The organism is Kamptonema formosum PCC 10802, assembly GCF_000332335.1.
GTDB lineage: Bacteria > Cyanobacteriota > Cyanobacteriia > Cyanobacteriales > Oscillatoriaceae > Oscillatoria.
In genome coordinates this window covers 3,842,979-3,857,206 of the sequence record NZ_KB235948.1, presented here as the reverse complement: position 1 = coordinate 3,857,206, position 14,228 = coordinate 3,842,979, and the positions used below count along the sequence as shown (strand labels likewise).

General features: G+C 53.7%; 15 protein-coding genes. 9 read left to right on the top strand and 6 right to left on the bottom strand.

The annotated features are described in order from the left end of the window. Positions 1-26 precede the first annotated feature (26 nt). The 3 genes from OSC10802_RS0116600 (at position 27) to OSC10802_RS0116590 (ending at position 1,377) form a co-directional block, all read left to right on the top strand. Entirely contained in the window at positions 27-398 is a 372-nt protein-coding gene (locus OSC10802_RS0116600) for a type II toxin-antitoxin system Phd/YefM family antitoxin (RefSeq protein ID WP_017717898.1), read from the top strand. Then, positions 398-673, top strand: a complete 276-nt coding sequence (locus OSC10802_RS0116595) for a type II toxin-antitoxin system RelE family toxin (RefSeq protein WP_017717897.1) — start codon at positions 398-400, stop codon at positions 671-673. Before OSC10802_RS0116600 ends, OSC10802_RS0116595 begins: the two co-directional genes overlap by 1 nt. A 218-nt stretch (positions 674-891) precedes the next feature. Next, positions 892-1,377: a type II toxin-antitoxin system Phd/YefM family antitoxin gene (locus OSC10802_RS0116590; protein ID WP_017717896.1), complete on the top strand. Its 486-nt coding sequence runs from the start codon at positions 892-894 to the stop codon at positions 1,375-1,377. A 35-nt stretch (positions 1,378-1,412) separates the two neighbouring features. Here OSC10802_RS0116590 and OSC10802_RS50090 read toward each other — a convergent pair whose 3' ends face one another. Together OSC10802_RS50090 and OSC10802_RS53035 are read right to left on the bottom strand one after the other, a co-directional pair. Further along, positions 1,413-1,616: an ACP phosphodiesterase gene (locus tag OSC10802_RS50090; RefSeq protein WP_155967925.1), complete on the bottom strand. Its 204-nt coding sequence runs from the start codon at positions 1,614-1,616 to the stop codon at positions 1,413-1,415. A gap of 36 nt (positions 1,617-1,652) precedes the next feature. Beyond that, a complete protein-coding gene (locus OSC10802_RS53035) occupies positions 1,653-1,802 on the bottom strand; it encodes a DUF433 domain-containing protein (protein WP_198525136.1) in 150 nt (49 codons plus the stop codon). Positions 1,803-2,316: 514 nt separating this feature from the next. On the opposite strand from OSC10802_RS53035, the gene OSC10802_RS0116585 reads away from it, so the two are divergent. From OSC10802_RS0116585 to OSC10802_RS0116575, 3 genes are all read left to right on the top strand, one after another. Next, positions 2,317-4,890 (top strand): PAS domain S-box protein, encoded by a 2,574-nt coding sequence (locus tag OSC10802_RS0116585; protein ID WP_017717895.1) that lies wholly within the window; start codon positions 2,317-2,319, stop codon positions 4,888-4,890. Between the two features lie 79 nt (positions 4,891-4,969). Further along, positions 4,970-5,842 (top strand): lipid kinase, encoded by an 873-nt coding sequence (locus OSC10802_RS0116580; RefSeq protein WP_017717894.1) that lies wholly within the window; start codon positions 4,970-4,972, stop codon positions 5,840-5,842. A 25-nt stretch (positions 5,843-5,867) separates the two neighbouring features. Continuing rightward, the gene (locus tag OSC10802_RS0116575; RefSeq protein ID WP_017717893.1) at positions 5,868-7,625 is read left to right on the top strand and encodes an asparagine synthetase B family protein; all 1,758 of its coding nucleotides are present in this window, start codon (positions 5,868-5,870) and stop codon (positions 7,623-7,625) included. Positions 7,626-7,736: 111 nt separating this feature from the next. Here the strand turns inward: OSC10802_RS0116575 and OSC10802_RS0116570 are convergent, their stop codons facing one another. From OSC10802_RS0116570 to OSC10802_RS0116555, 4 genes are all read right to left on the bottom strand, one after another. Then, positions 7,737-8,543 (bottom strand): toprim domain-containing protein, encoded by an 807-nt coding sequence (locus OSC10802_RS0116570; RefSeq protein WP_232731697.1) that lies wholly within the window; start codon positions 8,541-8,543, stop codon positions 7,737-7,739. 324 nt (positions 8,544-8,867) lie between these two features. Continuing rightward, the gene (locus OSC10802_RS0116565; RefSeq protein ID WP_017717891.1) at positions 8,868-10,112 is read right to left on the bottom strand and encodes a diaminopimelate decarboxylase family protein; all 1,245 of its coding nucleotides are present in this window, start codon (positions 10,110-10,112) and stop codon (positions 8,868-8,870) included. A 44-nt stretch (positions 10,113-10,156) separates the two neighbouring features. Beyond that, entirely contained in the window at positions 10,157-12,034 is a 1,878-nt protein-coding gene (locus tag OSC10802_RS0116560) for an asparagine synthetase B family protein (RefSeq protein ID WP_017717890.1), read from the bottom strand. A gap of 123 nt (positions 12,035-12,157) precedes the next feature. Further along, positions 12,158-12,781: a hypothetical protein gene (locus OSC10802_RS0116555; RefSeq protein ID WP_017717889.1), complete on the bottom strand. Its 624-nt coding sequence runs from the start codon at positions 12,779-12,781 to the stop codon at positions 12,158-12,160. 141 nt (positions 12,782-12,922) lie between these two features. On the opposite strand from OSC10802_RS0116555, the gene OSC10802_RS0116545 reads away from it, so the two are divergent. Genes OSC10802_RS0116545 through OSC10802_RS54550 form a run of 3 tightly spaced genes read left to right on the top strand, consistent with a single transcriptional unit; the run spans position 12,923 to position 14,212 of the window. After that, a complete protein-coding gene (locus tag OSC10802_RS0116545) occupies positions 12,923-13,357 on the top strand; it encodes a PAS domain-containing protein (protein WP_026098551.1) in 435 nt (144 codons plus the stop codon). 8 nt (positions 13,358-13,365) lie between these two features. After that, on the top strand, positions 13,366-13,884 hold the full coding sequence (locus OSC10802_RS54555; RefSeq protein WP_026098550.1) for a histidine kinase dimerization/phospho-acceptor domain-containing protein: 519 nt from the start codon (positions 13,366-13,368) through the stop codon (positions 13,882-13,884). Further along, positions 13,799-14,212: a sensor histidine kinase gene (locus OSC10802_RS54550; RefSeq protein WP_232731826.1), complete on the top strand. Its 414-nt coding sequence runs from the start codon at positions 13,799-13,801 to the stop codon at positions 14,210-14,212. The genes OSC10802_RS54555 and OSC10802_RS54550 overlap by 86 nt, the downstream gene beginning before the upstream one ends. The last annotated feature ends 16 nt before the right edge of the window (positions 14,213-14,228 follow it).

Genomic DNA, 14,228 nt, shown 5'->3' with positions numbered 1-14,228 from the left:
TGGCGATCTCGGTAGGAAAAAGAGTCTTGATTTACAATTTATTCTATTCTGCAATATTTCCCAACGACTGGAGCAACTCAATGGAACCTGTGATGGCTGAAGGATACCTAACCCCTGAGGATAGCCCGATTGTGCGCGTCAGTGCGGATGAGGCGCGAGATAAGTTTGCGGAAACCGTTAGCCGGGTGGCGGCGGGCGAGCAGCGGGTGATTGTCAGTCAAGACGGCAAAGACGTGGCGGCTATTATCTCGATAGAGGAATTTTGGTTTTTGGAGCGGGTCATTGAAAAGTTGGAAGACGAGATGGATGTAGAGGAGGCTAAGAAGATTTTGGCCGAGACGAACCCTGAAGACTACATTCCCTACGAGCAAATTAAAAAGGAACTGGGGTTAGAGTAATGCCTCAAGATAGCAGCTACCAAATTTTCTTCTCTCCTCAGGCTCGAAGGGCATTGAATGCTTTACCACAAAATCAACGTTCGCGCATCAACGCTAAAATTCAGGCTCTAGCAGAAAATCCGCGCCCACCTGGAGTTAAAGCCTTACAAGGATATCCGGGACTTTTGCGGATTCGTGCTGGAGAATATCGGGTCATTTACCGGATAGAGGATGACCGGCTTCTGGTGGCTGTGGTGCGGGTGGGACACCGGCGCGAAATTTATCGCGATCTATAATATAGCAAATCTAAATCCTTCGTGCAATGCAGGTGTGGGAACAAGGGCATGTCGCGTCTCTACAGGAGGGGTTAAGGAACCTGGTTTCTTAAACTGCGCGGCGGGTGAGTGGCGCGATAGCTAGCTCTATGGGACTAGCTTCCGAGAAAGTTTGCCAGCCGGCTTAGGGCTGGATATTCAGAGTGGGCGTGAATAGAAGAATGTGAGGGTTGCGGGATATGGAAACGCTGAGGAATCAACAGTGTGCCGGTGAGGGCGAGGGATTTATCCGCTTATCAACTGATGAAGTTCGGGAGGGCTTGGTTGATATAATGAGAAGAGTGCTGGTTGAAGGCGAGCGCATCCTCTTGCAGCAAGCCGGTGAAGAAGTAGCGGCTATCATCCCGGTTGAGGAGTTTAACAGGCTGGGGTATCTCATGCAGGGGCTCAAACCCTCTCAGTATCTTCCCGAGGAGGAGGCATATTATGAACACGAGAGGGGAATCCACTGCTTATATGCCGACGATCTTCAAAAGTATTTTGCTGATATCCTGGAAGAGGTGAGGAGTGAGGGGGAACTTTTTGGGTTCCTGCCACCGGCGAATTTAGGAGGCAGAGATGTCGATATCTTTGTGCCGGTGGCTATCCTGATGTCTCCAGATAGATTTTGGATTCCTGAATATATGATAGCAGAAAAAAGAGATAGGGATGAGCGAGGCAGTTAGATTTTCGACTTGACATCAACCGGGGATATTCGGATTCAGGGGACGCCGGCTGGCATTGAGAGGCGCACGACTTCGTGAGAGTCAGTATATCGGTCAACTTTTATATGCAGCTGTATGCCTTTTTTGATTGGCTCGCTGTAGCCGTCTGGCACACTCCCTTTAAGAAAATCTCCTAGAAGGTTGCCAAGGAGAGACTCTGGGGAGTCTTCAGCTAGATATAAATGTGCCAGATAATTCACAGATAATGATTGCCTGAGTCTTGAAAGTGATTTTAGTTAAATTGATTGGCCACTAATCCGGGAGCCGCCAATCAGCTGGAATCGACAATGGCGCTTGCCTAACGTTCGCGTACCGGCAATCATGGGTTCCCCCTGCAAGATATCAGGATTCCGGGTGACATAGCGCGAGATCGGTTTGTCAGACATATGGATCGCTGCGATTGCCAAGCACCGGCAGATTATAGCATCTGTTGCTCAATTTGACCAGAGCGGGCCGGCGAGCCACTCAGCACAGGCTTGGCGCTGCGTCAACCGGCTAAATGTAAAATTTATTAAATTTATGTTAAGATATGAAAAACTACCTTAAACGCAGCACCCGCTCTCATGAGAAAAATTGACGCCGCTGATAAAAACGGTTAAGTTAGTCGCATTTAGTATAAATACTGACGCTATGGGAGAGGCTTGCGCCTGTATAACAGACATAAGCCACCGCCAGCACCCGCGTGCGGGAGCACCGGCGTCCTACCTTCGAGGCGTATCAGGGTTCGCATCTCATTCAACTGGACTGTCAGGATTTGACAGCTTTGGAGCCGCAGTTTGGGTTTGACCGGTGGATCTCATTCATCGGGGCATCCAGGAGTGTTCCACCGGCAGGTCCGTTGCGGCTTGTGACAGTCCTGAAAAATTCTCACCCAGATCCACCGAATGGAGGTTGCTTTTCGTGCAGAACACATCAGTCCAGCAAAAGCATACGATTCACCTGCAAGTCGTTACCCTAGAAACAGTTGACCCCATAGCTCTACCGGGGACAGCCCCACACGCACACCAGAGGACAGAAGTGGCTGCGCACGACAGTGAAGAACGATTTCGCCGGTTTGTCGAGCAAGTACCGGCAGCTGTGGCGATGGTGGACTGCCAGATGCGCTATCTGGCGGTGAGCCGGCGGTGGCTGAGTGACTACGGCTTGGAACCCCCTCAGCCAGCCGAACCCCGCAACACCGGCATCGCCACAGCCAGCAGAGCGCCACACTCGATTATCGGGCGCTCTCACTACGAAGTCTTTCCCAACCTCCCCGATTCTTGGAAAGAAATCTGCGAGCGCTGTTTGGCCAAAGGGCAGGGGGAGTGCCGGGAAGATGGCTTCACCACGCCTGACGGGCGCGCCGAGTGGGTGAAGTGGGACATCCAGCCCTGGCACAGCAGTGCCGGTGAAATCGGCGGGCTGATCCTGTTCAGCGAAGTCCTCACGGAGCGCAAGCAGCTGGCGGCGAGGCTGCAGCTGACGCAGTTCGCGATGGACAAAGCCGCTGACGCCATCTTCTGGATGACATCAGACGCTTCCCTGAGCTACGTCAACGAAGCCGCCTGCCGGTTGCTGGGTTACACCAAAGAAGAACTGCTGTCGCTGAAAGTCTGCGACATCAACCCCGGCTTTTCAGCCGGTGCCTGGGCGGAACACTGGCGAGCCATCAAGCAATTTCAGTCCTTCACCTTTGAATCCACCCACCGCAGCAAAGAGGGCCGGCTTTTCCCGGTGGAAGTCACTGTCAATTATTTAAAATTCAACAGCTCTGAGTACCACTGCGCTTTCGTGCGGGACATTACTGAGCGCAAACAAGCGGAAGCCCAGCTGCAAAATGCCAGAGATCAGCTGCAAGCCGTCTTGGATGCCGTGCCCGGTTTGGTTTCTTGGATAGGGTCCGATTTGCGGTATCTCGGCGTCAACCGGCATCTCGCTACCGCCTTTGACTTGCCGGCAGACAGCTTTGCCGGTCGAGAAGTGGGCTTTATGGAAAACCGCCCCGGATTCGCTGAATTTGCCCGCCAGTTTTTTAATTCAAAGTCTCAGACAACCTCTCAAGAGGTGGGCGTGGGAATTGACGGCACGCGCCGCAATTATTTAATAGTAGCTCAGAAGTACCATCAAGGCACTCAAGCGGTGTTTGTCGGGGTGGACATCACCGAGCGCCGGCGGATGGAAGCCGAACTGCACCGCAGCAAAAACCTCTACCGCACGCTGGCGGAGAATTTCCCCAACGGTGCCGTGTGCTTGTTTGACTCCCAGCTGCGCCACACCCTCGCTGAAGGCACTGAACTCGCTAAAATGGGACTTTCCAAACAGTTAATGGAAGGAAAAACCATTTGGGAAGTCTTTCCGCCGGAAACCAGCGCTGCCATTGAGCCGCTTTACCGCGCCGCACTGGCAGGAGTTGCGGTTGTCGCCGAAGTCCCCTTCGACAGCCGCATCTACCTGGCGCACACCCTGCCGGTGAGAAACGAACAGGGAGATGTACTCGCCGGCATGGTGATGACGCAAAACATTACCCTCGCCAAACAAGCTGAGGAAGCGCTGCGCAGCTCCGAAGAGCGATTCCGGCAGCAAGCCCAACAGCTAGAGCAAGCCCTGCAAGAGCTAAAACAGACTCAAACCCAACTCATTCAAACGGAAAAAATGTCTTCTCTCGGGCAGCTGGTTGCCGGTGTCGCCCACGAAATTAACAACCCCGTGAGCTTCATCTACGGAAATATTACCTACGCCCGGCAGTACACTCAAGAACTGCTGCACCTCGTTGACCTTTACCAGAAGCACTACCCCCACCCCGCAGCAGAAATTCAGGCTCAAATGCAAAAAATGGGCCTCGATTTCCTCAGCAAAGACTTCCCCAAACTGATGTCTTCCATGCAGGTGGGGGCAGATCGCATCCGGGAAGTGGTCCTGTCGCTGCGCAACTTCTCGCGCCTGGATGAAAACCAGAAAAAGCCGGTGGATATTCACTCCGGACTGGACAGCACCCTGCTGATTTTGCAGAACCGGCTCAAAGCGAAGGCGGGGCGTCCCAGCATCCAGGTGATTAAAGAGTACGGCGAACTGCCTCCCGTAACTTGCTATGCCGGTCAGCTCAACCAGGTGTTTATGAACCTGCTCAGCAATGCCATTGACGCCTTGGAAATTGGTCACGGGCACAAGGACGTCGGGCGCGGGAAAGAACAGCTCTTGTCCGGGCCCAGCGCCCAGTGCCCAATCCCCACGATTTGGATTCGCACCGGCGTCACAGAAGACAGCTGGGCGGAAATCCGGATTTCTGACACTGGCCCAGGCATGACTGAGGAGGTAAAACAGCGGGTGTTCGATCCCTTCTTCACCACCAAGCCCGTCGGCAAGGGCACCGGCATCGGCCTCTCCATTAGCTATCAGATTGTTGTGGAAAAACACGGCGGTCAGCTACAATGTAACTCAGCCCCCGCTGAGGGCGCGGAGTTCACGATCCTGATTCCGATTGACCCCCAACCCTAGCCCCGCTGTAGCTTTTTGCTGCCGGTTCACCCGGATTTTGCGGCGGTCCAAACTCTAAAATCCAAAATATAAAATCCCAATGAGTCAACGCGCACTGCTGCTAGTGAACCCCCACGCTCGGCGGGGGCAAGAAGCTCGGTTGCAAGCTATTCAAGAATTGCAAAAATTTGGGCTGGATTTGATAGAAGAGTCAGCAGAAAACCCTCAGCGGCTGCCCGAGCTGATCCGGCAGTACAGCCAGCAGGTGGACTGCGTTATCATTGGCAGTGGGGACGGCACGATCAATGCAGCAGTGGATGCGCTGGCTTCCACTCACTTGCCCTTGGGTATCCTGCCGCTGGGAACCGCCAACAATCTAGCCCGCAATCTGGGAATTCCGCAGTCGGTGCCGGCAGCTTGCCAGATTATTGCCGGCGGGAAAATCCGGCGCATAGACTTGGGCTGGGTGAATGGCAAATACTTCCTCAATGTCGCCGGCATGGGGCTGAGCGCCGAAATCAACAAGCAGGTGAAAAAAGAATTCAAGCGGCGCTGGGGCGTGATCGCCTACGCCCTCACCGCCCTGCAGGTTCTCCTCTACAGGCGGCCTTTTTGGGCGGAAATAGAAGGCAGCGGACAGTCCGTTTCGGTAAAAACCGTTCAGATAACCGTCTGCAACGGGCGCTATTACGGCAGCGGTTTGAGTGTGGCGGATGACGCAGAGATTGATGACGAAAGGCTCGACCTCTACTGCATTCAAATTCAGCACAGGCTGCAGATCGTTCCGCTGCTGCCTGCCATACTTAGGGGGAAACCGAGTCGCGGCGTGCTGACTCTCCAAGCCAAAGAAATCAGGATAAGCACTCGCACTCCCCACCCCATAGACGCAGATGGCGAACTGGCAAGCCAAACGCCGGCTCAATTTCGCGTCATCCCGCAAGCCCTCTCCGTTTTTGTCCCCCAAACCGTCTAGAATTGATAATAATCGATAGTGGAACATGCCTTTTCTGTTACCCCAATTGCAGGCACTTTTTCCCAACCGGCTCGCGGCTGCCGGCTCCCAAGTCATGCCGGCACCGGCTTGGTTTCTCGCTTGGGGATGTTCAGAGGTAGAGATGCGAAATTTCACCTCCTCACAAAGCGTAACCTGGCGCAGCGATCGACTGGCAATTGCCGGCGCATCACCCGCACTCAGCCCCGGAGAGCGCTTCGCCGTCACGGGCGACATCTGGCTGAGCAATCGCTCCCAACTGCAGGAGATACAGGGCGCAGATCCCGGCACAGACAGTCAAATTGTCGCCCAACTTTGGGAGCGAGAGGGCGTCGAATCCCTGTCGCTGCTAGAAGGGATGTTTGCCCTGGCGATTTGGGACCGGGAGCGTCAGGAATTGTGGCTGGTGCGCGACAGAACCGGCTCCCGCACTTTATATTATACCACTGCCGGCGCAACTCGTTTTGTCGCCCCCAGATTGCGCACCCTCGCACCGCACCGCTCCTCGGAATTAGATTTAGTCGCCCTGCGAGATTATCTCTGCTGCGCTTTTGTGCCCGGAGAGCGCACACTGTGGCAAAATGTGCGCGAATTGCGCCCCGGAACCTGTTTGCGTCTCCCCGATGAAACTGCCCAAATTTACTGGCAGCCGCGAGAAGAAATTCGCGACGCTTCGCAACCTTTGGAATGGCACGCCAAACAGCTGCGCCAACTCTTAGAACAGGTTGTTGCGGAATACTTGCCTCCGGGTGAGCCGGTGGGCGTTTTCCTCTCCGGCGGAATCGATTCCAGCTGCATTACTGCCCTCGCTGCCAAATTGCACCACCGCCCTGTTAACACCTACTCCATTCATTTCGGACTCGAACATCCCCATGAATTGGAATTCTCCAATTTAGTTGCCACACACTGCAAAACTCAGCACCACATTCTGGAAATCCCACCCGATACCCTGTGGGAGAAGTTGCCCTTAGCGATGGCGCATTTAGACGATCCCATTGGCGAGGGGTTAACTGTTCCCAATTTGCTAGTAGGAGAACTCGCTACAGAATCTGTCAGCGTCGCACTCAATGGAGAAGGAGGCGATCCCTGCTTTGGCGGGCCGAAAAACCAGCCAATGCTATTGAACAGTTTATACGGCTGCGCAATTACTGGAGAGACAGCCGGTTCCCTGCCGGCGTATTTGACCTCGTTCAAAAAATGTTACCCCGATTTGCCGCGCCTTTTGCAGCCTGAGGTTTGGGCGGCGGTACAAGCCGAACCCTCCGTGTTTGAAGTGGATTTAAACTCCCCAGACGCCACTTATTTAAACCGGCTGATGCTGCTCAACATCAAATTTAAGGGAGCTGATTACATTCTAACAAAAGTGAGTAATTTTACGCAAGCTGCCGGTTTGCAGGGGCGCTCTCCCTTATTTGACCGGCGCGTGGTAGAGTTGAGCCTGCAAATCCCCCCAGAATACAAACTTGCCGGTGCGGAAGAAAAGGCAGTCCTGAAGCGGGCGGTAGCGGATTTATTGCCAGAGGCGATCTTGAAACGGCAAAAAAGTGGCATGATCATGCACATGCAGCAGTGGTTCCGCAAAATTTGGCAGCGACAAGCCAGGGGGTTGCTGTTAAACAAAAGAGCCGCCATTGCGCCTTACCTGAATCAATCCTTGATTCGAGAGTGGCTAGATTACCGGGGGCAATTGTGGCCGCGATATGGCCAGTTGCTCTGGTTGCTGGTGAGTTTAGAAATTTGGCTGCAGGTGAATCAGAAAGACTAACGCTCAAGTACAAAGATGCCTCTGATATCTGCGTTCATCTGCGTGCGTCTGCGGTTAAAAACGAACTGCAGAAGAGCAAGGATAAACGCAGATGCTTCTGAGGTTTATTGCCTAGCCGAAACTGTCAGCAGCATACAGATAATCGCCACCCCCATCAATCACCACCAAACTGTCACCGGCAGTTGCAGATTGACTCTGCACAATTCCCTGATTCAGCACTTGCATAAGCTTTTGCGGAGTGAACGATTCCAACTCCACAAAATTGCCAGCTTCTAACCATTCGAGTTCCGACGCTGACAGACTCTGGCGAACTTCCACCGGCATTTCTTTCGCCTCTCGCGCCGACTCCTCTGAGGCGCGTACAAACATGTTGCGGCTGGCAACAATTTGGCGAGGCAGCAATCCCAAATCATAAATTATCACATTGCGATTTTGGAACCAATTGGGGCTGGTGCGCAAGTGGTGAGTCAGGGTGACACCGCGAGGGCTGGCATTGTGCAGGGCGTACACTTTCAAGTCGGGATTGCGGTTGAGCATTTCCAGAACTGTGCTAAAAATGCTCTGGGGGTAGCCGGTGACACTGAGCACAGCACAGTTGTTTTCAAAGTGGAAGTTGTTGGCAATTAGCAGTTGAGCAATGATAGCACTGTCGCAGATAACCGCCCGATCGAAGCTGTAAGCGGTGAGTTCGGTACTGACTTCTGCCGGCAGCCTTTCCTCGCGGGGGGGAGGCAACATCTTGCCCACAGGATTCTTGACTTCTTGCCAGCGATTCAGCCAATCTTGAAACTGCTCCTGAGCGATCAAGAAGTTCTTCGGGCTATTGCCTTTTACTCTGGGTGGCTTAGAACTGCCATATATAAAAATAATTATTCCTGCGGGCAATAAAGCCAGATAAACCGACGTCTTCAGGATCATTAAACATAACGGAGCTAAAACAAAAGCCAGACAGCCCAAAATTTGGGCACTGTTCCACACCGCAGGGCTTCTCCGACTTAAGCGCCGTTCTAAAAGGTAAAACAGCTGAACGCGCGTATAATACAGCGTATTATTTGCGGAAATATCTTTAATAGCCTTAGCGAAAAACGCATCTGTCAATCTGAATTTAGAATTGCTATCAGCGTAAATATCGAAGGCAAATAGATGATTGCAATTCTTACACCGGCCCCCATTATCCGTGCGCTCCTTTAAATTATTATCCGTGCCGCACATCACACATTTCATACCCATATACAGCCCCTCTTAAAACACTTGGTTGTTCAGCAAAACATTATAATCCTCACGCCGGCGAATCAGCCGCTGCCCCCCCGCTTCCAGCAACACCTCTGCCGGGCGGGGGCGGTGCAGAAAATGCGAAGACATCGCATATCCATAAGCTCCCACATCTAAGATTGCCACAATATCTCCCATTTGTAAAGCCGGCAGCCGGCAATTCCTCCCCAGATAGTCGCGGGAATAGGTAGTATTGCCGCAGATATCCGTCACATGCCGGGGTTGCGCCACTTCCCCTTCCCCAGATTGCAGAGTGACAATTTCCCGGTAGCCCCCATGTACAGATAGCACAGCTAAGTTGGCAATACTTGTATCGACGCCAACAATTTGCTTGTCCTCTTGCCACTTGACAGAAATCGCCCGAGCGAGTAAACTTGCGCAGCCGGCAATTGCCGCCCTCCCCGGTTCAATCACCAGTTCAATTTCTCGCCCCACAGCAGTAAGTTTCTGCGCCAACTCAGCCCCAAACAGTTCCCAGTCAAACGCCACCCCACCGGCATGATAGGGATAGCCAAACCCGCCCCCAAAATCCAGATATTTCCAGTCTGGAAGCTTTTGGGCTGTGACAATAACCGCATCCATCACTTGCGTGAAAGCTTGGGTGGCATTCGTGCCGGTGCCGCGATAAAAATGCAGCCCACTCAATTTTAACCTAACGGATTTCGCAATGGCAATTGCCGCTGGAAATTCCTCCGGGCGCACGCCAATGCGACTGTCTCCCGCAATTTCCGGCAAATTTAACCGCAATCCCAGCCGCACTTCACCGGCATCTCCCCCGACTTCCGCCCCACACACATCGCAAAACAGCTGCACCTGGGCAATACTATCTAAATTAAACGTCCTGACGCCCCACCCCAGCACTTGCTGCATGTCCTCGCGACTGAGATTGCTGCCGGTGTAGACAATTTTGCCGGGGGCAAATCCCGCCTGCAGCCCTAAATAGATATCTCCCGGCGTGTTCGCGTGAAGCCCCCAACCGGCTTTCTGAAAAACCTGCAGCAGCGCCACATTGCCATTCGTCACGCTGGCGAAGTGAAACTGCGTGTGCGGATAGGGAATTGCCCCGCTAATCCGGCGAATCGTCTCCCGAAGCCGGTCGCCCTGATAGACATAAAGCGGAGAGCCATAGGTGTCGAGCAACTCCCTCCCTAATTCTACATCAAACGGCGCTGCATGTAAAGTCTTTGACGGCAGGTTTTCTTGAATTTCTATCACTGCTCACACTCTCCATTAAGTGTCCGAAAACGTTAATCTTTGATTCACCGGCGCTTCCAGCCCCAAGGGGGGAAGTAAAGCAAATCGTACAATAATTTGCTGGAGGGTATTGATTTTATGAACCGCCAAGACGCCATAGACGCCAAGGGAGGATCGGGAAGGAGGGGTTTCTCGCCTAAAACAGCTGCTGCCCAGACTTGCCACATCATCAGCAGCCACATAATTCTGCCAATTCTTCCCCCGCGCACATTCCCCCCCATTTGGCCGGTTATTACCCGGAAAGGGAGTTGCGGCTGCCATATTCCTTGCTCTCGCAATCGCCACGGACTTAACCAATATCTTACCTCCTTTCGCAGGGAATTTAAGCACAAAGCTGTCACCGGCACTGCCATTCCTTGCTTCTCTCGCCAGACGACTGCCGGCGGGAGCCAGGACTCTACAGCTTTTTTCAGTATATACTTTTCGCAAGCGCCGCGCAAGCAAAATTCTCCGGGCAGCTGAAATGTCCATTCCGTCAGAGGCAAATCGCAAAAAGGCGATCGCACCCACATCCCTTGATACCGGGCTATATTGTTGGCTCGGGGCTGGATATTTTGCGCCCCTTTCAGCATCAAACTAGCGCGGCGCAATCTTGCCAGGAGATTAGAGCTAAATTGCGGATCTAGCGCCTCTTGCAGCCAATCTTCTGGATTCAAATCCCCCACTTGAGCCAGCACATCTGGCTGGTAAATCTGCGCTTCATACCCGCAGAGGGCGTGAAACGTGTCGAGATAGTGCCGGTTAAAGTCCTTGGCACCAGCCGGGTTTTCCCGATTGTAAACACCGGCAGCAATCAGCGGCTTATTCGTCCAACCGGCAAATAATTGGTCGCCATTCTCCCCATTGAAAACAACAGATGTCTCCTGACTGGCAACTTCCCCCAACAAAAATAAAGGCAAAGTCGCCCCATCCCCAAAAGGCAAATCCAAAGCGGAGGCGGCGGATGTCAGCGCTTGCCGTATTTTCTGCGGCGTCACCGGCACTTTGACTAAAGGAATATTCAGGAACTCAGCCACCTGCTGGGCGTAGGGCAATTCTGCAGTGCCGGTTTGCCCCAAAATAGGCTCAAAATCCAAGGCGTAAGCCCGCACCCTCACCCCCGAAAGCACCAGCAAAGCCGCAACCGTTGAGGAATCAATCCCCCCAGACAAAAACACACCCACCGGTTCGGAAGGCAAGCCGGCAATTTGCCGGTGGGTGGCGTCAAAAAGCAAAGTTTGCAGTTGCGCCACCGCCGATTCCTCATCCCGCAATAGTGCCGGCGCTTCCCGCCACTCCCGCAGTCTTTCCGTGCGGATATCTCCCTCGTTTCTGCCAAAAAACCTCACTTCACATCCCGCCGGCACCGCAAAAATCCCAGCCACCGGCGACAGGGGTGCCGGCACATAGGAAAAACAGCTGTATCCGTACAAAGCCGGCACACTAACTTGCCGGCTTTCAATCACCGGCAGTAACAGTTGCAGCCGCGAAGAAAACCAGATCGTTTCTCCCAGCCGACTCCAGTAAAGAGGCGCGCGCCCAAACGGTTCCCGCCCCAAAATCAGGCACTCTCCTAACATTTTAACCCAAGCTTCCGGCGTTTCAGGCAATCCCGCCGCACTCACAGAGGCGATTGTGACTTCTTGTTGGCAGTCAGGACTGAAGTCCTCACTATAAATTGGAGTGCCGGTGTCAGGAGTGCCGGTGTGAGCCACACCCCAAACACAATCCCTCTCACCATCATTTTTACTCTCGCCGCCACTCGACTGCCGGCTTAACCTCTTAGCCTTAAGCTTAGCGCCTCCGCCGACAATAGCGTCCAGGAGTTCTTGTTGCAATTCAGGCTGATAGCACCAGCCCCAATAGCCAAAAAAATCATAAGGTTTTGAGACAACTACAGCCATCGCAATTTATTCAGAAATTATCTTATTTTTGACGTAGCACCGGCCAAAACAGCACCTCCCCATTGAGACGTAGCACAGGCGAGACGCCTGTGACTTTTCCAGGCATCTCACCTGTGCCTTTTACTATTTTACCACAAAAGAACTCGTAGTGAGAGTGCGCCCATCCAAAAACATCCGCACCTGCCAAGTGCCGGCAGCCGAATTTGGGCCCAACTGGTAATAGCAATAAGTGGGCCAAACAGCCCGGTCAATCTCGCGAGTTTGATAGCGGTTTTGATGAGCCACTCTGCCACTCGGATCGGTCCAATCGCAGGAGAGAGAGAGTTTTTCACCCACCGGCGCTTCACTGAGAGTGACGCGGTAGAAAACCGTTGGACCCGATTGCCGGTCAACCGCACTCACATTTTCCCCACGCTCCAGATCGAGCGCAATTCGACTCTCATAGGTGGACACGCGAGCCAACACCTGCTGCCGGTGCTGTACAAACACCGTCGCAGTCGCAATTGCGCCTATCAAAGCAGCGGTGACTCCCGCCACAATCCACCGGTTGCGCCGCTGCCGAACCGAAAGCGCTTCCCGCCTTTGAATTTGCACCAGCGCCTCATCCAGTAAATCCGGTGACAGATTCAGTTCTTGCAAAATCTCCTGAACCTGCTGCCGGTCCAGTTCAGCCTCGCGGCGCAGCGACAGCCGCTGCACTTCAGCAATCACTCGATCGAGCTGGGCTTGTGTCAATTTATTTTCCATACTGAACAGCGACCTCTGTTTCGCTTAACTTTATTATATCTCTAGCTTGCGTTCCGCCAGGGCGAGCGCATCCCACTTATTAAAAAACGCAAAAAAAGCGCTGCAACCGCCAACTTTCTGCCCCACCGGCACCTGTCTGTCATGCGCGACACCACCGAGCGCGTTCGCGCTGAGGAAGAATTGAAACAGTACCGCGACCGGCTCGAACAGCTCGTCGAGCAGCGCAGCGGCGAACTGCTCAGAACCAACGAACAGCTGCGACAGGAAATAGCCCGCCGCGAGAAAGTAGAAGAACAGCTAAGATTTCAGGCATTTGTCCTGTCTCATGTCAGCGACGCCGTGGTAGCAGTCGATATTCAACAGCGCATTATTTATTGGAATCAAGCGGCGGAAAGACTATATCATTTCTCAACTGATGAAGTCCTCGGCAGACCCCAAGCAGAAGTCACTCAATATCGCTGGCTGCAACCAGAAGACAAACAGTCCGCCTTTGACGCCTTAGCCACCACCGGCTCTTGGCGCGGAGAGCTGATTCATCTCAAAAAAAATGGAGAAAAAATCGGCGTCGCACAGTAGAAGGATGATTGAAACTTTTTCCACTCATCAAAAACCCCTCTTACTCCCCCTCCCCGAAGCGCGGGGAGGGGGTTGGGGTGCCGGGTTCATCCCACCAATGTGCAGCGCCCGAACTGCGCACCCCCCTCACGTCGATTCGCGGATCTTTAGGTTTGCTCACCGGCGGCTTGCTGCGCTCCCACCCCGAAAGAGCCCAGCGGATGCTCGACATTGCCGCCGCCAACACCAACCGCTTAGTGCGCCTGGTGAACGACATCCTCGATATCGAGCGCCTCAACTCCGGCCACCTCAAAATGGAAAAACAGACCTGCAATCTCGCACTCCCTGATAGTGCGGGCGGCACAAGCCATGCAGCCGGCAGCCGAAACTGCCGGCATCACCCTCTCCCTCATCCCGGCAGACGCCCCACTCTGCGCCGCCCCCGACCGCATCCTCCAGACCTTGACAAATTTGCTCAGCAATGCTCTAAAATTATCCCCCCCAGGCACAACCGTCTGGCTGACTGGCGAAGTCCAAAAGCCGCCTAGCTCAGTTCCAAAACAATCCCCAAATCCCCCAATCCCGGCCCAAATTCCCAACCCCCAATCCCCCTACTGCCCGATCGCGGTCAAAGACCAAGGGCGGGGCATCCCCCCAGATAAACTAGAGACAGTCTTCGAGCGCTTCGGACAAGTAGACGCCTCCGACTCCCGAGATAAAGGCGGCACCGGCCTCAGTCTGGCCATCTGCCGCAGCATCGCCCAGCAGCACGGAGGCCACATCTGGGCCGAGAGCGTCCCCGGTGAGGGCAGCACCTTTTACCAGGGCTGTTCGCTCCCGCCGCCATATCACCGCCTCTGTGGGTGCCATCTTTAACTTTTACATAACTTTT